Raw genomic sequence first — 19,441 nt, 5'->3', positions numbered from 1 at the left:
GCTGTTTATCACTTGCATTGCACTCAGTAGTGGCCCATGACATGAATGTCATTATTCGGACCCCTAAAGCAAGCTATATTCCAGAGGCACTTGCGAACACCTGCATAAATCAGGTATCCGCATCTGGTAAAGGCATCTAATTAACCACCGCAATGATCAACCTAAATATCAAGGCAAGTACCAGTAACAGGGTACCGAGCAGGCTGAAGTTGACTAGCCACTTCAGCAGGTAATAGAGCCTGGGATTGGTTCTTTTTAGTTTTTTTGCCCGGCTCAGCGTGGGCATGAGGCGAGCAAATAGTCGGTTAAATGGTCCGGATTGATCGCCCGGTAAATTTGGCACGAGTAACAAGCGTACAAACTTTTTATAGAGCCAGTTGACCGGGCGGCCCAGTATATTCACTGGCCGATCGATATCACACATCAGTATCAGTCGGTACTGCCTGGTGTCGTTTTTCACGTAATGCAGGTAGGTTTCATCAAACATAAATGCGTGACCATTGCGCCAGAACGCCCTTTTTCCGTCGACAGAAATAAAACAATCGGGATCGTTCGGCGTGTCCAGCCCCAGGTGATAGCGTAAAGAGCAGGCAACCGGGTCAAGGTGACGGGTAAGCTGGGCATTCGGGGGCAACAGGGTAAACATGGCGCCGTTTACACTGGGGATCGATTTTAAGAGTGCAACGGTATTGGGGCACAACGCTTTAGCTGAGTGGAGTGTTTCTCCGTACCAGGTGCAATAGAACTTACTCCAGCCATATTTATAAAAAGTACGAAACCCGACATCATAATAGCTGGCGTTCTCCCGCGCAGTCGTTTGAATAAACTGGCCGCTGGCCATCAACTGTGACGCCTCGGCAGCAATGATTTGCCAGTTATCCTGTAGCAGCTTCAGTTCCGGGTAATCATCCACACTGGTAAAAGGTGCCCGCGCACGTCGGTGAGATGTCACATAGAGAAAAACATTTAACGGCGCAAAAATAGGCCAGCCTTTACGCAGATATTCATGCACAGTGGTAAATCGCGCACAGCCCCGGAAACGGTAGACGTAAATCATGGCACAGACACTCAGAAACAGCAGAAATAAAATAGGCATCATAGGTTTTAGCCCGAGCAGTTAAAGGAAGTCTCAGCGTACCCATTTAATTGTCGATGAAGTGTCAATGCCTGGTTCGACATTTCATTGACATTCTCTCTGTCACAGTGCCCAGTAACCGTATCAGAGGATGACTGACCAATGAAACACCACGCTATTTTATTATTATCTGCTTTGTACGCTTTACCTGTGTTGGCAAACTCAGAGCCCGAAATGATGTCTATGCCAATCGACATCGCCGGACCTGTCGCTGTATTTGAGCCACCAGCGGGTTGGCGATATGCCCTTGGGCTTGGCATTGAATCCGAACCTGAATATCACGGCTCGGGCGAGACGGTGACAGAGGCTGACCCCTATATTGAAGTTGCTTATCGATCCCAACGTTGGGCGTTTCAATCCAACCTGATGAGCAACGCGGTATTCTATCAACTTCAGCCTGCTCTTGTGTTGCGTGGCTGGCTCAACTTTGAAGAGGGAAGGGAGCAAAACGAGGCCAGTGACACGAGTTTAGATGGACTGGGTGACATAGATGAAATGATGGAGTGGGGCGCTGGGGCTGCATGGCAAATTCATGGGTCACTGACATTGGGCGTGTTTGCGCAAACTTATACAGGGGGAGATCCCAAAAAGGGCAGTGTGGGGTTTGTGACAGTCCACTATCGAATAGTGAATGAGTCAGATTTAAAACTCGAGCTGGGGGCTGATATCAGTTTTGCAAACGGTGACCACATGCAAACTGAGTTTGGTATTACGGCTGCACAAGCCAGGGAGAGTATTTACTCATCTTATCAGCTCGGTGGTGGATTAAAGTCTTACGGGATAAGTGCAAACGGGGTATACGCGTTTAACAAAAGCTGGTTATTATCGTTTGCAGTGGATTATGAGGTGTATGCCTCAAAAGTGGCAGACAGTCCATTAGTGAGAGCGGGCAGTGACAATGAAGTCGAGGCCAGCCTTGGTCTGATCTATCGCTTTTAATTGAGAACTGAGGTGTAACGCGGTGTTGCGAATATTAATAGCAGAAGATCATCTGGATATTGCAGAGAATATCGGAGATTACTTAACGGCCAAAGGCCATCAGGTTGACTTTGCTTATGACGGGGCAATGGCTGTGAGTCTGGCACAATCGCAAACGTTTGACGCGATTGTGATGGACATCATGATGCCCAAACTGGACGGGTTAAAAGCCACGGCTCAGATACGCCAGGGGCAGCAGCCTCAGGTGCCCATTTTAATGCTGACAGCAAAAGATCGGCTGGATGATAAGCTGAACGGATTTGATTCCGGGGCGGATGATTATATTCTTAAGCCCTTCGCTATTGCTGAATTATATGCCAGGTTGCTTGCCCACACCCGTAAGGCACAAAATGATTACCACTCTGTTTTGGCCGTGAATGGTCTGGCGTTAGATCAGAAGAACAAAACGGCATGTTTCAATGGCCAGGCCCTGAAGTTAAACCCAACCACCTTTAAAATTTTGACTTTACTATGTAAAAGTCACCCAAACCTAGTGGATAAAGCAGAGCTGGAGTTTCAACTCTGGGGCGACCTGCTGCCAGAGAATGATGTATTGAGAAGTCATGTTTATAATCTGAGAAAGTCGTTGGCGGGGTGTGCGGAACACTTAAAGATCCAGTCAAAACATGGTCAGGGGTACCAGCTTGTTTTTATCTGATTGTCAGTCAAAGTTAGCTCGCTTTGCCCGTACTTTGAGCCTGAGTCAGCGTGTTAAGGCCACGTTTATCGCCAGCTTTAGTGTGTTTTGCATATTGAGTTTGCTGGTGGTATTTGCCGCAACCAAAGGCACAGAGGATTATATTTTTGAAAAGCAACTGAGCCGGGCTGTGACTCAGTTTAGTCAAAACTATGCTCAGAGACACACGTTTTTATTCCCTGAAGGGATAGTGGCCTATGCCCGGTTTGCTGATATTCCGCCATTGCTTGCTGAGTACATCGACAGCACCACACCTGGCGTGTTTGAGCTGGAACATCCCGACGAACAAGACTTTCATTATGCCGTTGCCAGAATGCCGGATAATTCTTTGTATTACTTCATTTATGATGTCAATGAGGTGGAAGTTTCCGAAAACCTCGAGCGCATGATGATGCAGATTATTTTTTCCAGTTTTACGTTGTTTATTTTGCTGTTTTTTGTGATTTTTCATCTTGTGTTGAAACGCTCGCTTGCGCCGATGTTTACTTTGATTGAGCAGGTTAAAAAAAGTGACGGGTCGTCAGATGCGCGATTTATCAATGAATACAAATATGAAGATGATGAAATCGGCCTGCTGAATAAAACACTGGCTGACTATGCGCAGCGTATTGAAGCGTTCGTTCAGCGAGAGCGCGAGTTTACCAGTTTTGCCAGTCACGAATTACGCACCCCAGTGACGGTGATCAAAGGCGCCAATGAGCTGTTAAAACTGCACATTGAAAGGGAGCCGGCGCTGGCAAAACCGCTGGCACGACTGGAGCGTGCAGTTAATAGTATGGAAGACATGATCACCGTACTACTTGAATTGGCAAGAGAGGATAAAACAGGACAAACTGCGCAGGCTGAGTTGGCCTCAGTGGTTGAGGAAGTCTTGTTAGCGTTTCAGTGTCAGGCGGATAAAAATGGCAAAACGCTGTCTTTGATCGCATCGTCGCAAAATAGCCCAAGCATCACACGCGTGAATGGACTGATTGTGATTAGCAACCTGGTCAGAAATGCCATTCAGCACTCGACAGATGCGGACATAGAGCTGCGTGTGACAGACAGTACTTTTAGCGTGAGCAATACATTACAACCCGGGCAATCGGCGCATGTCCGCGAGTTTTTTTCTGGCACAGAGCAAGGGTATGGGCTCGGAAAAATCATTGTTGAACGTGTTTGTCGCCAACAAAACTGGCAATACACGCAACGCATAGAGGGGAGTCAGATCTGTGTCACAATCGATTTTTCCGGGTGAGTCTAAGGTGAAACAGGGTATAAGCTTGTGCCTGTTTATTTATCCCATTTCTCCAAGATTTTAATAAAAAGGTAAAGGACAACAAATACAAACAGCGCAATTTCCAGTGCCAGTATGCCCGTGTTGCCGCCTGAGATTGCGCGAAGAAAGTCGCCACACTCGCCACTGCACTGACCGACTCGCCAGGCCCAGGCGTTGTTTGATATCAGTGCAAGGATTAAGAAGAAAAATGGATATTTCATTGAGTCAACGCCTGTATCGACAATCAGTCCTTCATTATGCCAGGTCATCGCGGGCTGCTACACCAGTTTTGAACCTGTCTGCATAGATTAAAGCTAAGAGCAGGTGATGTCAGGCTGGCAAGATATAAGCCGAGCTCGTTCATCGATTAGAAGCAGAACTTGCTGGCAGCCATCACTGCATTAGCCTGTCTGCTAAAAACTTAAGATGTTGAATTTTGACGCCGCCCTCTTCAGTGTGCAGTAGAATAAGTCTGGCATGTGCGGGACCCGTGCTGAACTGTAATGAGAGCAGATAAACCGCGGTCGTTGTCGTATTGCCTGTAAAGGAAGTTCTTGTATTCATGTTTTCAAGTTGTATACCTTCAATATGCTCAAGCTTACCCAGTGTCGAGATTTTCTCTATGTACATTTGCCATTGTTCTGGTGTTGCGGATGATACGGCTTGTTCAATCATAAGGCTCTGAATAAAATCAAGATCCCAGTTCGTGACTTGTGGCATTTGCTGTTCTAAGAAGGGAATAAAGGTCTCGTCCGGATCTGCTTTGTTTAATCCCGTAATAATCGCTATCCCAATAAAGAAGACAAAAATGCTACTAATCCCAATACCCAAAACCTTTAGTACTTTCATATGGTGACTGCCTATAAACCAAAATGATTGATTGCAAAGTGAGGGAAAAATACAGACCCTGCTTATGCTATTTATGTGAAGTCCCCAGTTTATCACTAGGTACAATTTGAGTGTACTGTGATAAACAAAAAGCTATGGGTAAGGTATCGGTAAACGCGGTGTGGTTTTTGGAGCCAGTGAGTTCGTGGTTAAGGTGGCCATGGGTGGCTGAGTTTTATGCCGATGATAGTTGTATCCACTCCAAATGCAGCACAGCGCCAAGAGTGCTAAGAGTCGTGTCGGTTTCTGGGGGGAGTTGCGTTATTACTGTCATTTTTCTCGCTGAATAATATTCATCATGAGCGTTACATTTTTAATTTTCGTGCGACCAGTATTGTTATGTTCCTTCAGTTTCCCTCAAGTGCAGATACATAAATTTCAATAATTTTACATTAAATATCAATCTTTATGTCATTTTTAATAGTCTGCTGGATGAAATATTATAACAGTTTTTTTGAATGTATGTTGCAATTGGATCGTTCCAGTTGCTACCTTTGTTAACAGTTTCACAACACAGTACTGACATGTTTATCGCAGTAAGTGACCTTGTTGTATAGGTACAAGTAGTTAAACCACTTGTTTGCCCGGTGGCTATGGGCGGTTGTTTAAGTGCATTGTCAGTTAGAAAAAGAGTAACAATACAACAAGGTACAACAAGGAGAAGACATGAGTATCACACGTTTTAAACTATCAACCCTATCCACCCTAATGTTTACTGCATTGAGCTTGCCTGCGTTCGCACAAGAACCTGTTTTTCAGGGGCATACCGAAGAAGCAAAACTACAAAGCAAATCTAAAAAGAGTGCCAGCAATCGTTACATAGTGCGCTTTAAAGAGACATTGTCAGGGGGCAAAAACAGTTTTAATAATTATATTGCACTCAACTATCTGTTTACTGCAGGTGCGGAGCCATTGTTTGCACTCAATGGTCAGCAAGCGATGGTGGCAGAGCTGGATGAGTACAGCCTGGAGACACTGCGAGGCTTTTCGTCCGTTGACTCAATCGAAATAGACCCCAAGCGTTATGTGTTACCCTTAGCTAAGTCTGCGAATCAAATCGTACCTTTTGCACAGAGTACACCGTATGGGATCACTATGGTGCAGGGTCACTTATTGCCTCAGTCCAATACCTCTGCAAGAAAAGTCTGCGTGATTGATACAGGCTACAACCTTGGCCACCCTGATTTACCTTATGGTAATGTAACCGGGGTTGCGAACAACAATGCGGTGGGCCGTTGGAACAATGATGGCAATGGCCATGGTACACACGTTGCGGGAACTATCGCGGCAGAGGATAACAATCAGGGCGTGGTCGGTGTGTATCCCGGTGTGGATCTGCACATTGTCAAAATTTTCGATGACAACGGGCAATGGACTTATGCCTCGAACCTGGTGAATGCAATTCAGCAATGTAAAGATGGCGGTGCTCAGGTTGTGAATATGAGTCTGGGTGGTGGTAATTACTCCAACAGTGAAAATACTGCGATGCAGAATTTCGTTGATGGGGGCATGATATTAGTGGCTGCTGCTGGTAACGATGGTAACAGCTCTAAGTCTTATCCGGCTTCCTACAACTCAGTTATTTCTGTGGCATCTGTTACTTCAAGCGAAAGTCGTTCATCGTTTTCTCAGTACAACGATCAGGTTGAGCTTGCGGGTCCTGGTTCCAGCGTTAACTCAACCTACCCGACTAATACTTATCGGAGTCTGAGCGGTACATCCATGGCCTCACCTCATGTTGCTGGTGTCGCAGCATTGGTGTGGAGCCACAACGGTCAGTGTAATAACCAGCAGATCCGGGCCGCCCTGAACGCAACTGCCAAAGACAAAGGTGCGGCGGGTCGTGACAATTATTATGGCCATGGTATCGTTCAGGCCAAAGCCGCATCAGACTACATTGCTGCCAATGGCTGTCAGGGAGGCGGCGATCCGGGTGGTGTAACGCCTGTGAATGGTTCATTGCCAAATTTACAGGGCAACCAGAATGGCTGGACGCACTACACCTGGGATATTCCACAGGGGGTTAAAGAGATGGCGCTGACCATCACCGGTGGTACTGGAGATGCTGATCTGTATGTAAGGTACAACGCTCAGCCAGATGCAAACAATTACACCTGTCGTCCCTGGAAGAATGGCAATGAAGAGCAATGCTTATTTACTAACCCAAGCTCGGGTGTATGGCACATAAGCCTTTATGGCTACAACAATTACAGCGGTGTGACGTTGAATTATTCTTATAAATAAACGCCTGTTAGGCCAGGTTTACCCATAAAAATCCAAGGCGCTCATTGAGCGCCTTTTTACAAGCTCAGATTATCGAATCTAAAGAAATCCCGATAAGTTGACGTTGCCTATGGTAGTGCCACTATATCGAGGCAAGTTTGCTAAGGTTTGGCTTTATTCGTCATGTACTTTTTACCAAAGGCTGGGGTGTTCCAGTGATTGTGAGTCAGAGGGAGCATGTCTAACATGAGTTGCTGGTGGCAAATGTAACACCTAAATGTATGCCTTTAACGTGCCCACATAATGAAGTGGGTGTGAAATAAAAAGAAGGGCAGATAAGAGGTCGTGTCTTTAATTTAGTCATGAACAAGCACTATCCTTATTTTGGTTATAATGATCCGTTTCGGCACAATCGGCATTAGGTGCAATAATCAGTACTTTTACAGTGACTGAGGTGTGAGTAGAGTGTGATTTATATCAAGTGATTGGCTGGTTCATCAAAAAAAATGTCGCAATGAGCAGACAGTTACCGTGAAAGCGTTCAAAATTCTGTGTTAGCAGGAAGTGACAGGCCACCTGGGGAGTTGACGTTGTCCAGGATAACCATGTGTAGGGTGAGATAACTCAGGTAAAATCCAGGCAGAGTCACTTTTTCGCGACTGCTGGCAAAAAATTTAGTTTGTTTTCTTGACCTTAACTTAAGTTGAGGTTCTAGCCTTAAGTTAATCTCAAAGAAAAGGAAAATGATCATGATGATTCAAGATTATATTAAATCGCTTCAGTTGACTCAGCAGCATGCCTGTTTGGCACAGCTCAGGGAAATCCAGGAAAAGCATCTTGAAATGTATAGCTTTTCAAGCATTAGTGCACTGGGCGCAGAGATAATATCGCTTCAGGAGGAAGCCTTGCTGGATCGTCTGGTACTCAGGAAAAAAGGAGGCTACTGTTTTGAGCAAAATAAGCTGGCTTACCTGGCACTGGAACACTTGGGTTATGAGGTTCAGCCATTGCTGGCCAAGGTACTGTTAAACGGCAATGAAGACAATGCCAGAACTCACCGGGTTACTTTGGTGAAGATCGGGGATGACAGTTACTTATTTGATGTAGGTTTTGGCTCAAAATCACCGAAAGAGCCATTGTGTATTTCTCAGTCCGGCACCATCGAGGTCGGAAACTACCATTATAAAATAACCCGCACAGCGTCAGACGTGCGTATTGAGCTGTTACAACCTGAGCAGGTTAGCCTTTACAGTGTCTCGCTGGTTCCCGTTACGGAGAAGGACTTTGATGTGGTGCACTTTTACAGCCACCAGCACCCTGAGTCTAATTTTGTGAATAACCTGGTACTTTCCCGAGTGACGGGCGGGCAACGCTTTACCTTGCGCAACTTGCTCTACAGGGAGCTGCACGAAGTAAGTCAATTCAGTACAGTCATCGAAGTCACGTCAGCACAGCAGTTATTGTCTCTAATACGGCAAAAGTTTCTGCTTAATGTTTGTACCTCTGAAGCGGAGCGTTTATTTGCCCGTGCACAGAAAAGCATGAGAATGCAAAGCGCATAACCTATTGAATGGCCATCGCAGCGTAGTGTTTAGTTTTAACTACGCTGCGATGGCAGACTTTTTTTGAGAGATTAGGCACAGGTAATGCGTCCACTAAGCCATTACCACAGCCAAAAAAAAGAGGTAACGTTAAACGTTACCTCTTTTTTATTTATTTCCTGGTAGCGCCATCATGGGCAACCTGATTAGTGATGCAAATTGACAAGTAGTTTCTTTAACAGATTTGCCAGCTGCTGTTTTTCTTCCTCTTCCAGTGGTGATAACAAGTAATGGCCTTTGGCCACGTGCTCGGTGACCACTTCATTGATCAGCGCCAGCCCTTGTTCTGTCAAACTGACCATGACTCCGCGGCGATCATTGGGGTCCGGATTACGTTTAACTAAATCCTTTGCTTCAAGCTTATCAATGCGGTTGGTCATGGAACCAGAGGTCAGCATTAATGTCTGTAATAACTGGTTAGGCGTTAATGTGTATGGTTCACCTGAACGACGTAATGTCGCCAGTACATCGAATTCTCCCCCATTTAGGCCAAACCGGCTGAATACACCATGCAGCTCTTTGCTGAATATAGCATCCGTTCTGACCAGGCGGCCCATTATGGCCATAGGTGAGGGATCGATATCGGGCCTTTCTTTCTCCCATTGAGCAATTACGGTGTCGACTAAATCATGTTTCTGCATAAAAACTACTTCTCTGTTTTCTTTGATGCGTTAAAGATACTGCAAAACAAACTTGGTGGCAAGAGTTATCACATCAAATATCTTCACAAAAAGTATGTTGACATTAAGATATATTTATTTATCTTAGTATGGAACTTGTTGCATAGGATTTAGCTACTAGGCTTTAAAAGCTAAAGATGGGAAGTGGCATCAAGTGGATTTGTGAAGACTTAGAAACTTAGATGAACGAAATTTAATTAAGGGATTTAAAAATGAACTTACTAAACTCACCAAACACGCATCAATCAGCCAGTGGTGTTGCGCTTGCTGAAGCGGAAATAAAAGCAATAAATCTAATTGAATTAATGCGCCATCAGGTTGCAACACAACCTGATGCGACCGCAGTTGTTGGTCATCATGAGAGCATGACTTTTGCGCAGCTGGATCTGCGAGCACAGCAGATTGCTGCTACATTACAGCAACTTGACGCTAAACCAGACGACTATATAGGCCTATTTGTTGAGCCTTCCGATGACTTGGTAGTCGGCGTGTGGGGCAGCTTATATGCCGGGTGTGGTTATTTACCGCTGTCACCTGAATACCCGGACAAACGGGTATTACACATGATCACTGACTCAAAAACCCAGTTGATACTGACGCAATCACACCTGAAAGAAAAAATCATCTCGCTTGTTGGACCTTCTGTTACGGTCATTTGCCTGGAAGAGCTGAGTAATGAGCAGACATACTGCGCAGAGGTTGCCCCGGAAAATCTGGCATACATGATTTATACCTCGGGCAGTACTGGGACGCCAAAAGGCGTCATGATTGAGCACGGTAATATCGTTAATCAGATGCGCTGGCTGCGTCAGCAGTTTGGGTTTAATAATAGCACACGCATCATTCAAAAAACGCCATTTAGCTTTGATGCGGCACAATGGGAAATCCTGGCGTGTGCCATGGGCGCATGTGTGGTGGCGAGTGAGCCTGGCATGTATCGCGATCCTATGGCATTGATTGATGCCATGATTGAAAACGAAGTCACCGTTTTACAGTGTGTACCCACCTTGTTGCAGGCTCTGCTGGACACCCCGGGGATCCAACTTTGTAGCTCGCTACAACACGTCTTTAGTGGTGGTGAAACACTGACAAAACAGCTTGCCGCACAGTTTTTTGAAGAGCTTCCGGGTCTTAAGTTAACCAACCTTTATGGCCCCACTGAGTGCACCATTAACTCATCCAGCTATACAGTAACCCAAAGCACACTGGAGCAGGACTTCGAGGCCATTTCAATTGGTCAGGCCGTTGCAAATACGCACTATTATGTGCTGGATGATGAGCTACAACCGGTTGCAGCAGGTGAATCAGGCGAGCTGTACATCAGTGGTGCGCAGATCGCGCGTGGTTACTTTGACAGAGCTGATATCACCAAGGAGCGTTTTATCTCTAACCCGCACTCTGATGAGCCGCAGCACAGCGTACTTTATCGAAGTGGGGATGTCGTTAAGCTCGATGATCAGGGCAATGCACACTTCTTGGGTCGCGTTGACAATCAGGTCAAACTACGTGGTTATCGGGTTGAGCTGGATGAGATCCGCCTGGCGATAGAAAAGCACGATTGGGTTAAAAACGCGGCTATGGTGATCAAAAATGATGAGCGAACTGGATTTCAGAATCTGATTGCCTGTATTGAGCTGAACAAACGTGAAGCGGCAGTGATGGATCAGGGCAATCATGGTGAGCACCACCAGTCGAAGAAAAACAAGCTTCAGGTAAAAGCGCAGCTCTCTAATGCGGGTTTCCGCTCAGAGGCGGTACTCAAAAATGAGCCATCTTTTGAATTACCAAATAAACAACCAACACAAGGTCAGTCAGAAACGGTGTTTGCACGCAAAACCTATCGTTTCTTTGAAGGGGGAGAGCTGACACAGCAGGACATCGTTGAGTTACTCGCAACACCAGAGCGTGCGGGAAAGAGTATCGATGTAGCCCAGTTAAGCTATGGTCAGTTCGGTCAGATCATGCGCTATTTTGGTCAATTCAAAAGTGAGGAGCGTTTGTTACCTAAATATGGCTATGCTTCGCCAGGTGCGCTATACGCAACTCAGTTATTTGTTGAAATTCATCAGCTTTTCGACCTGGATGCCGGTATTTACTACTACCAGCCAGAGCAACACACACTGCATTTAGTACGCCCGGTTGCCGAGCGCAGTGAAGCTCAGCTGAAAGTTCATTTCCTGGGTAAGCAGCAGGCAATCGAGCCGGTTTATAAAAACAACATTCTGGAAGTGTTGGAAATGGAAACTGGACACATGCTGGGGCTGTTTGATCAGGTATTGCCTTTATTCGGGCTGGCTGTTGGCAAAGGGGAATTCACTGAGTCACTGCAAGAGTGCCTCGCGGTTGAGCACGATGATCAATACTTGGGCAGTTATGAAATTACCCCGGCGGCGCAAGGCGTGCCGCTGCAAGAAGTCGAGTCAATAGTGCAGATCCAAGGTGTTGAGGGTCTGGAGAATGGTCAGTATTCGCTGCAAGGTGGTGAATTTGTGCCACTGTCTGAAAAACTCATAGAGAAGAAAAGCGTCATCGCGATTAATCAGCAGGTCTATGAGCGTTCCAGCTTTGGTGTATCTATGCTCAGTCACACGACTGAAGCATGGCGACACTATGTCGACCTGGGCAGACGCTTACAACAGCTGCAAATGAACAAGCTGAATATTGGTCTGATGTCATCCGGTTACAGCTCGAAAAGTGGGAATAACCTGCCATCAGCGGATCGCTTCGGCGCTATCCTGGCTGAGCAAGGCAAAGAGATGAAGCCGTTCTATTTCTGTATCGGCGGCAAAGTTTCTGATGAACAGATGCGCAGCGAAGGGATGAAAGAAGACGCCATCCACATGCGTGGTCCGGTAGAAATCCTGAAGGATGACCTGCAAAGCCGCTTACCGACTTACATGGTTCCGAATCAAATCGTGGCGTTTGATGCATTCCCGCAAACTGCCAACGGCAAAGTGGATTATATCGCTTTACGTGACAACGAGAAGCTGTCTCAGCTAGGTAATGACGTGCCTTATATCGAGCCACGTAACCCGCTTGAAGAGCACATTGCAGAAATCTGGAAGCAAACACTGAAATGGGATAAAGCGTCTGTTAAAGACAACTTCTTCGAAAGCGGCGGTAACTCACTGACAGCGGTGACCTTACTTAACCGCATTAATAAGGAACTCAGCTTGAACCTGCCTATGCAGACGTTGTTCCAGGCCCCCAGTATTGAGGATTTGGCCCAGCATATTCAGGAAAGTGATCACGACACAGACAATCGACTGATCTCATTAAATAATTCATCAAAAGACAGCAAAGTATTCTGCTGGCCGGGTTTGGGTGGTTACCCCATGAGCCTGAAGCCTCTGGCAGAGAAAGTGGCTGATCAGGCTGAATTTATTGGTGTTCAGGCTCATGGTATCAATGAGCAGGAAGTGCCGTACCAGACTATCAGTGAGATGGCGCGTGCAGACATTAAATTGCTAAAAGAAGCACAACCAGAAGGTCCTTACACATTATGGGGATATTCATTTGGTGCCAGAGTGGCGTTTGAAGTAGCACACCAGCTGGAGCAGGCAGGGGATGAGGTGAAGGATCTATACCTGATTGCACCTGGATCGCCGGAGCTGCCGCAGTTTGCCAGCCGGGCACGCGTACCGTGTTTCAGTTCAGGGGCATTTGTCACCATCTTATACTCAGTGTTCTTCCAGAAGATCAGCGGTCCGGTGCTTGAAAAGTGCCTGGAAGTCGTGACCGACAAAGCCAGCTTTATCGACTTTGTGTGCACCAACCACAGAGCACTCAATCAGGACATGGTGAAACGCATTGTCGATATCGTGGTGCAAACCTACGAGTTTAAATACACCTTTAACGAATTGCTGGAGCGTAATGTGAAGGCACCTAAGGTGATATTCAAAGCGCAAGGAGATGATTATTCATTCCTGGAGAACATTCCGGGATATGCAGAAGACGAAACTCGCACAATTCACCTGGAGGCAGACCACTATGCCTTGCTTAAACACCCGGGTGTTGAAGAGTTGTTTGACTGTATTGTTGATTACCAGAGTGAAGCAGAAGCCTTTAACCGCTTGCTGACCGCCTAACGTATTTAAGGAGAAAAACCATGCCACATGTAGATATTCATTATTTTGCGTGCCCGGTTTCTGACATAGCGAAAGAAGCCATTGCACAAACCATTACGGCAATTTTGAGTAAAGAGCTCAATTGCGGTGAAGAAGTGATTTCAGTTGCCTTGTGCCCTCAAGTACCTGAGGACTGGCAGCAAAACGTATACCAGCCGTTAATTACGGCGCAAAAAGATAAACTGATTAAATTTCCGAATTACTAAATTTACGAATTATGACAAGGACAAAATTATGAACAACTTATCAATCCCATTAGTTATTAAACCAGAAGTTCAAGCAGCACTGAGACAAGGCAAACCTGTTGTCGCACTTGAGTCTAATGTTATTACCCATGGACTGGATTACCCGGATAATCGCCTCACTGCATTGAAGGTTGAAGCCGCGGTGCGTGAATCAGGTGCTGTGCCTGCTACCATTGGTATTGCAGACGGTAAATTCCTGATAGGCATGAACGAGGAAGAAATTGAGCTGTTCGCAACAACGGCCAATATTCCTAAAGTAAGTACTCGTGATTTGCCTGTGGTACTGGCCAAGAAACAGCTGGGTGCAACCACCGTAGCCTCATCGCTAATCGCGGCAGAGATTGCGGGCATTGATTTCTTCTCTTCGGCAGGGATTGGCGGGGTACACCGTGGTGCACAGGAAACCATGGATATTTCATCGGATTTAATTCAGTTCACCCAATCGCGCGTTGCTGTCGTGTGTGCCGGTGCGAAGAATATCCTGGATTTGGGCCTGACGCTGGAGTTCCTGGAAACCCATAACGTACCCGTGATCTCTTATCAGTTTGATGATTTCCCCGCTTTTTACTGTCGCTCAAGTGGCTTTAAAGCACCACAACGTATCGACGATGCTGATTTGCTGGCCGAAATCATTGAAACGCAGTGGCGCCTAGATGAAGGACGCAGTGTAGTTATCACAACGCCTACCCGTGAGGAAGATGCGATTGACAGTGAAGAAGTCAATGAAGCGATTAATGATGCTGTGCGTGCCGCTGAGGCCGAAGGTGTGAGTGGTAATGCGGTCACTAAATACATCATGAAAGCCATTGATAAAGTTACCAATGGTCGTTCAGCACAAGCCAATTCCGCGGTTTTGATTAACACGGCACGTGTGGCTGGCTATCTGGCTGTAGCACATGCAAATCAAAAGCAGCGCGAGCACGATAGCGCAGCATAAGGAAATACGCACAAAAGACATTGACAAATTTTTTTGGTCATATATCTTTATATAAAGATTCTTTGTTTGATGTATCTTTTTGCAAAGTTTTATTCAGGAGCAGCCTTCGGGCTGTTCCCCAAGGTAAAGGAAAAGGAGAAAGTCATGAATATTAAACCCTGGATTTCAACAGCAAGTGTTGTTGCCACTTTGGTAGTAGGAAGTATTGCCCTTAAAGGGCGCATGATCGAAGCACGTAATACCGAGTTTTCAGAGCAAGCCGCGACGGTAGAAGCAATGCGTGTAGAGACAGTACCGTATCAGTCATACATAGATATCAGTGGTGTGATTAAAGCACCACAAACCATCAATCTGGTGAATGAGGTATCGGGTAAAATCACTCAGTTGCACTTTAAGTCGGGCGACTTAGTCAAAGCGGGTGAGCCCCTGTTAGAGATTGATCATGCAGAAGAGCTGGCACAACTGGCCGCGGCCAGGGCGCGCGTCACGCAGCAGGAAAGCACACTGGTCCGTTATCGCAACCTGCACGAGCGCAAAAAGTTCAGCGACCAGCAACTGGAAGAAGCCATCACGCAGCTGGCTGAGTTCCGCGCACAGGTTGACTTACTTACAGCGCGTATTGATAAGAAAGTCATTAAGGCACCGTTTACCGCATATGTTGGGATACACGACCTGCAAGTCGGCCAATACCTGGCACCTAACACTGTACTGACCAACATGGTTGGATTGCAGGAGCACATGTGGGTGGATTTCTCGGTACCACAAACCTATCAGGCACTGGCCATCAATACCCCGATTCGCGTGTCTCTGGTTGGTGACAACGCGGCCCCGCAAGTGGCTTACGTTGAGTCGGTAGAGCCTGGTATGACAGCAGCATCCAGACAACTGAAATACCGTGCGCGCATCGAGCGTACCGAGCAGTTGAACACGAATCAGCTGGTTAAGATCAGCTTGCCGATAGGCACCAATCAGGAAGTTATTGCCGTGCCTTACCTGGCCATCGTTAAGGACCAACTGGGTGACTATGTTTATCTGCTGGAGAAAGACGAACAGGGCACACTCAGAGCAACACGTCAGCAGGTCGAGCTGGGTGAGCGTCTGGGCGACATGGTCATGATCACGGATGGCCTTGAAGAAGACCGCCTGATTGCTAGCGCGGGTGCATTCAAACTGCGCAGCGGCCTGAAAACGTTTGTCTCAGAGCCTCAGCAACCCGAACAGTCTGTTGCAATGGAAGACACTCAGAAAGAAGGAGTTTCGCTATGAAAAATAAAGCCCACTTTATGGATAGATTTGTAACTATGCCGGTGCTGGCCGTGGTGTTATCTGCCATGATTTGCATCGGTGGGCTATGGTCTGTGTTGAAGATCACCGTCCTGCAATTTCCTAAAATTGAAAGCTCGTCCTTGGTGGTCTCGACCACTTATATCGGCGCATCGGCAGATACAGTAAAAGGGTTTGTGACCGAACCCATAGAGCGTGTAACAGCCACGGTCCCCGGTATTGACTATGTGGAATCCACCACGACGGCTGGGGTCAGCACTGTGACTGCGTACCTTAACCTGAATGAAGACAGTTCCAAGGCACTGGCTGAGCTGACTGCCCGGCTGGGTCAGGTCAGCTACATGTTGCCGTCAGAATCCGAAGATCCGGTTGTGACTGTACAACGCGCTGACAGACCTCATGCTTTGTTCTATCTGAATATTGAAAATGAAGGCGTGTCGCTTATTCAGCTAACGGATTACTTATCACGTCAGGTTACACCAGTGCTTAATGGCATTGAGGGTGTGCAACGGGTCGCGATAGAAGGTAGCCGTACCCCGGCGCTGCGAGTTGACCTGGACTCAGCGAAACTGGATGCATTTGGCCTGAGCGCTGACGAAGTGTACAGCGCACTGGCTGCAAACAACACGATTGCCACCCTGGGCTTTACCGAGACCAGTAAGCAACGCATTGACCTGGTGGCCAACACCCAGCTGAAAGATTTAAATGAATTCAAGCGCATGGTTATCAGACAGTCGAACAACGAAACCATTTATCTGCGCGATGTCGCCACTGTCAGACTGGGTTCTGAGCAGCCGACCATCAGTGCACGTTTAAGCCAGCAAGATACCGTGTATATCTCGGTCTGGCCGCTGCCAGGTGCAAACGAAATTGCCATTGGTGATGCCTTATATGCGATGACCGATGAAATCAACGAAACCCTGCCTGATGGCATCCGTATTAACTATGCCTACGACGGCACCTTATATATGCGTGACGCACTGAACGAAATCTTTAAGACGCTGGTTGAAACGGTTGTGTTGGTGGGTGCTGTGGTCTTGTTCATGATGGGCTCATTCAGAAGTGCCGCTGTGCCCCTGGTGACCATTCCTATTTCAATTCTGGGCGCGGTTGCAGCCATGTATGTGGTCGGATTCTCAATGAACTTACTAACGGTACTGGCCATCGTGCTCTCAGTTGGCCTGGTGGTGGATGATGCCATCGTCGTAGTCGAAAACGTTTCGCGTTACATTCGTGAAGGTAAGCCTAAGTTACAGGCTGCACTGGAAAGCTCCAGACAACTGTTTGTACCCATTGTTTCGATGACGCTGACACTGGCGATGGTATACCTGCCAATCGGCTTTCTTTCAGGGCTGACCGGGATCTTATTCAAAGAGTTTGCCTTTACACTGGCCATTGCCGTTGTGATTTCCGGATTTGTAGCTGTGACCTTGTCGCCTATTATGAGTGCTTATGTAACGCCTCCGGGTGGTAAAGAAACTAAGCTGACTCGCAAAGTAAATGGTGGATTCGACTGGTTACGTAAAAAGTATAAATCGGTACTGAGTGCTTCATTGAACTGGCGCAATCAAATTTTGCTGGGCGCCATGGTATTAAGCCTGATGGTCGTGCCATTTTTCACCGGCTCGAAAAAAGAGTTAGCCCCGGTTGAAGATCAAAGCCAGATTTATGTACTGGTACAGTCTCCGCCTGAGTCATCACTGACTTACAACGAAGACAACATGCATGGTGTGGTTGATACCTTACTGGAAATGCCGGGCACAACGCAGATGTGGCAAAACATCTTCACTAACAGTGCATTTGGTGGGGTAGAGTTCATCAGCGCATCGGAGCGTGACTTCACAACGATGTCACTCATCCCTCAGGTGTATGGTCGTCTGGCACAATTACCGGGTATTAATCCGCTGCCAATTTTGCCATCACCTTTACCGACTGCGGGTCAGTTTGATGTGGAAATGGTGGTCAAATCGTCAGCCAGTTATGAAGAAATGAAACAGTATGCCGATCAGCTGATAGGCAGAGCGTTTGGCAGTGGTCACTTCCTGTATGCAGACACAGACCTGAAAATTGACTTGCCACAAATTGAGGTAACTCTGAAGCGTGAACAAATTGCAGATTTGGGTATGGACCTGGCCCATGTCAGTCGTCAGCTGGGTATCCTGCTTTCGAACAACTATGTGAACCGCTTTGACGCCAGGGGTAAGGCGTACCAGGTCATCCCTGTGGTAGACAGCCAGATTAAAACGGATCCGTCGAAATTACTGAGCCTGCAAATTAAGGCGCACAACGGCACTATGGTTCCTTTGTCTGCCATTGCTGAAATCAACTGGACCACAGTACCACGTCAGCTGAGCAGCTTTGGTCAACAAAATGCGTTTCGTATCTTCGGTGGTGTGCTGCCAAGCTCAACCAAAGAAGCGGCACTAACGGCGCTGGAAGAAGCCGCTAAAGAAGTCTTGCCTCCTTCTTACATGATTGATTACGCAGGTGAATCAAGACAGATCAGACAGCAAGGCAACAGCCTGTTGGGTGTGATGGCGGTGTCTTTGGTGATTGTTTATCTGCTACTTAGCATTCAGTTCAACAGCTTTAGAGATCCGCTGGTGGTCTTGCTGGGCAGCGTACCGTTGGCAATGATGGGCGCACTGGCGCTGTCTTACTTTGAGCTGACAACGATGAATATTTACTCTCAGATTGGTTTAATTACTTTGATAGGCTTGATTGCGAAAAACGGTATCTTGATTGTGGAATTCGCGAATCATTTACAAGAGGAAGGGCGCAGTAAACTGGATGCTGTGGTTGAATCAGCAGCTACCCGGTTACGTCCTATCCTGATGACTACTGCAGCAACGGTGTTGGGTCACTTCCCATTGATGCTGGTAACCGGAGCAGGTGCTGAAGCACGTAACAGCATAGGTATTATTCTGGTTGCAGGCATGATGGTAGGCACTTTATTTACCTTGTTTGTATTACCGGCCTTCTACGTAAAACTTGCGACACGTCGCGAGGCACGTAAGGTCAAAGCCCGCGCAACTGCGAAAGCAACACCCGCACTTGCCATGAGCTAATCAGTACACCCAGTAACATGCCGCAGAATTCGGGCTTCTAAGGCCCTAAGTCGCAGCAAAGCGCCAGCTTCACCTGGCGCTTTTTTGCGTTAGCGGACAACACAGAAATTTGTTCAGGGTGCAATCAAAGCTGACAAACAACTCAGTCATCCCGGATGCATGCGAGCCAGTATCTACTTAAGCATCACGCTGAGGCGTTGTTTCCTTAATCATTGAACTAATCTAGCATTGTGTGATCAGATCTCAAAAGCAAACACCGAGACTGAATTTTGAAAGAAAAGCGTATCACTAACTGGCGTGATTACAACAAAGCCCTTATC

At 46.9% G+C, this 19,441-nt stretch carries 14 protein-coding genes; 10 read left to right on the top strand and 4 right to left on the bottom strand.

The annotated features are described in order from the left end of the window. Positions 1 to 136 precede the first annotated feature (136 nt). Positions 137 to 1,099, bottom strand: coding sequence for an aspartyl/asparaginyl beta-hydroxylase domain-containing protein (locus IY568_RS19220; RefSeq protein ID WP_194868428.1), 963 nt, complete (start codon positions 1,097 to 1,099; stop codon positions 137 to 139). Positions 1,100 to 1,237: 138 nt separating this feature from the next. Between IY568_RS19220 and IY568_RS19215 the strand changes: the two genes are divergently transcribed. The 3 genes from IY568_RS19215 to IY568_RS19205 are packed head-to-tail and all read left to right on the top strand — an operon-like array spanning position 1,238 to position 4,047. Next, on the top strand, positions 1,238 to 2,074 hold the full coding sequence (locus IY568_RS19215) for a MipA/OmpV family protein (protein ID WP_194868427.1): 837 nt from the start codon (positions 1,238 to 1,240) through the stop codon (positions 2,072 to 2,074). A 22-nt stretch (positions 2,075 to 2,096) separates the two neighbouring features. Then, a complete protein-coding gene (locus tag IY568_RS19210; protein WP_138538928.1) occupies positions 2,097 to 2,771 on the top strand; it encodes a response regulator transcription factor in 675 nt (224 codons plus the stop codon). Beyond that, positions 2,758 to 4,047 carry a sensor histidine kinase gene (locus tag IY568_RS19205; protein ID WP_194868426.1) on the top strand — a complete coding sequence of 430 codons (1,290 nt, stop codon included), beginning with the start codon at positions 2,758 to 2,760 and terminating at the stop codon, positions 4,045 to 4,047. The genes IY568_RS19210 and IY568_RS19205 overlap by 14 nt, the downstream gene beginning before the upstream one ends. Positions 4,048 to 4,082: 35 nt before the next feature. On the opposite strand, the gene IY568_RS19200 is transcribed toward IY568_RS19205, so the two are convergent. Beyond that, the gene (locus tag IY568_RS19200; RefSeq protein WP_125562092.1) at positions 4,083 to 4,337 is read right to left on the bottom strand and encodes a hypothetical protein; all 255 of its coding nucleotides are present in this window, start codon (positions 4,335 to 4,337) and stop codon (positions 4,083 to 4,085) included. 124 nt (positions 4,338 to 4,461) lie between these two features. Further along, complete coding sequence (locus IY568_RS19195) at positions 4,462 to 4,917, bottom strand: hypothetical protein (RefSeq protein WP_138538926.1); 456 nt, start codon at positions 4,915 to 4,917, stop codon at positions 4,462 to 4,464. Between the two features lie 705 nt (positions 4,918 to 5,622). Between IY568_RS19195 and IY568_RS19190 the strand changes: the two genes are divergently transcribed. After that, on the top strand, positions 5,623 to 7,200 hold the full coding sequence (locus IY568_RS19190; protein ID WP_194868425.1) for a S8 family serine peptidase: 1,578 nt from the start codon (positions 5,623 to 5,625) through the stop codon (positions 7,198 to 7,200). Between the two features lie 728 nt (positions 7,201 to 7,928). After that, complete coding sequence (locus IY568_RS19185; RefSeq protein WP_171045103.1) at positions 7,929 to 8,741, top strand: arylamine N-acetyltransferase family protein; 813 nt, start codon at positions 7,929 to 7,931, stop codon at positions 8,739 to 8,741. Between the two features lie 185 nt (positions 8,742 to 8,926). Here IY568_RS19185 and IY568_RS19180 read toward each other — a convergent pair whose 3' ends face one another. Next, entirely contained in the window at positions 8,927 to 9,421 is a 495-nt protein-coding gene (locus tag IY568_RS19180) for a MarR family winged helix-turn-helix transcriptional regulator (protein ID WP_125562084.1), read from the bottom strand. Between the two features lie 251 nt (positions 9,422 to 9,672). Between IY568_RS19180 and IY568_RS19175 the strand changes: the two genes are divergently transcribed. The 5 genes from IY568_RS19175 (at position 9,673) to IY568_RS19155 (ending at position 19,121) form a co-directional block, all read left to right on the top strand. Further along, complete coding sequence (locus tag IY568_RS19175; RefSeq protein WP_194868424.1) at positions 9,673 to 13,548, top strand: amino acid adenylation domain-containing protein; 3,876 nt, start codon at positions 9,673 to 9,675, stop codon at positions 13,546 to 13,548. 20 nt (positions 13,549 to 13,568) lie between these two features. After that, on the top strand, positions 13,569 to 13,793 hold the full coding sequence (locus tag IY568_RS19170; RefSeq protein ID WP_010386797.1) for an indigoidine synthase IndC: 225 nt from the start codon (positions 13,569 to 13,571) through the stop codon (positions 13,791 to 13,793). A 28-nt stretch (positions 13,794 to 13,821) separates the two neighbouring features. Next, a complete protein-coding gene (locus IY568_RS19165; protein ID WP_010386798.1) occupies positions 13,822 to 14,769 on the top strand; it encodes a pseudouridine-5'-phosphate glycosidase in 948 nt (315 codons plus the stop codon). A gap of 144 nt (positions 14,770 to 14,913) precedes the next feature. Continuing rightward, positions 14,914 to 16,035: an efflux RND transporter periplasmic adaptor subunit gene (locus IY568_RS19160; RefSeq protein WP_049864447.1), complete on the top strand. Its 1,122-nt coding sequence runs from the start codon at positions 14,914 to 14,916 to the stop codon at positions 16,033 to 16,035. Then, positions 16,032 to 19,121, top strand: a complete 3,090-nt coding sequence (locus IY568_RS19155) for an efflux RND transporter permease subunit (protein WP_194868423.1) — start codon at positions 16,032 to 16,034, stop codon at positions 19,119 to 19,121. Before IY568_RS19160 ends, IY568_RS19155 begins: the two co-directional genes overlap by 4 nt. Positions 19,122 to 19,441 lie beyond the last annotated feature (320 nt).

Source organism: Pseudoalteromonas sp. PPB1 (assembly GCF_015356275.1).
Taxonomy (GTDB): Bacteria; Pseudomonadota; Gammaproteobacteria; order Enterobacterales; family Alteromonadaceae; genus Pseudoalteromonas; species Pseudoalteromonas rubra_D.
This window is presented reverse-complemented; position numbering and strand designations above follow the sequence as displayed.

Bases quoted from the DNA above. Each gene is read 5' to 3' on its own strand.
- IY568_RS19220 (WP_194868428.1), bottom strand. From the start codon at position 1,099: ATGATGCCTATTTTATTTCTGCTGTTTCTGAGTGTCTGTGCCATGATT.
- IY568_RS19215 (WP_194868427.1), top strand. From the start codon at position 1,238: ATGAAACACCACGCTATTTTATTATTATCTGCTTTGTACGCTTTACCT.
- IY568_RS19200 (WP_125562092.1), bottom strand. From the start codon at position 4,337: ATGACCTGGCATAATGAAGGACTGATTGTCGATACAGGCGTTGACTCA.
- IY568_RS19195 (WP_138538926.1), bottom strand. From the start codon at position 4,917: ATGAAAGTACTAAAGGTTTTGGGTATTGGGATTAGTAGCATTTTTGTC.
- IY568_RS19190 (WP_194868425.1), top strand. From the start codon at position 5,623: ATGAGTATCACACGTTTTAAACTATCAACCCTATCCACCCTAATGTTT.
- IY568_RS19185 (WP_171045103.1), top strand. From the start codon at position 7,929: ATGATGATTCAAGATTATATTAAATCGCTTCAGTTGACTCAGCAGCAT.
- IY568_RS19180 (WP_125562084.1), bottom strand. From the start codon at position 9,421: ATGCAGAAACATGATTTAGTCGACACCGTAATTGCTCAATGGGAGAAA.
- IY568_RS19175 (WP_194868424.1), top strand. From the start codon at position 9,673: ATGAACTTACTAAACTCACCAAACACGCATCAATCAGCCAGTGGTGTT.
- IY568_RS19170 (WP_010386797.1), top strand. From the start codon at position 13,569: ATGCCACATGTAGATATTCATTATTTTGCGTGCCCGGTTTCTGACATA.
- IY568_RS19165 (WP_010386798.1), top strand. From the start codon at position 13,822: ATGAACAACTTATCAATCCCATTAGTTATTAAACCAGAAGTTCAAGCA.
- IY568_RS19160 (WP_049864447.1), top strand. From the start codon at position 14,914: ATGAATATTAAACCCTGGATTTCAACAGCAAGTGTTGTTGCCACTTTG.
- IY568_RS19155 (WP_194868423.1), top strand. From the start codon at position 16,032: ATGAAAAATAAAGCCCACTTTATGGATAGATTTGTAACTATGCCGGTG.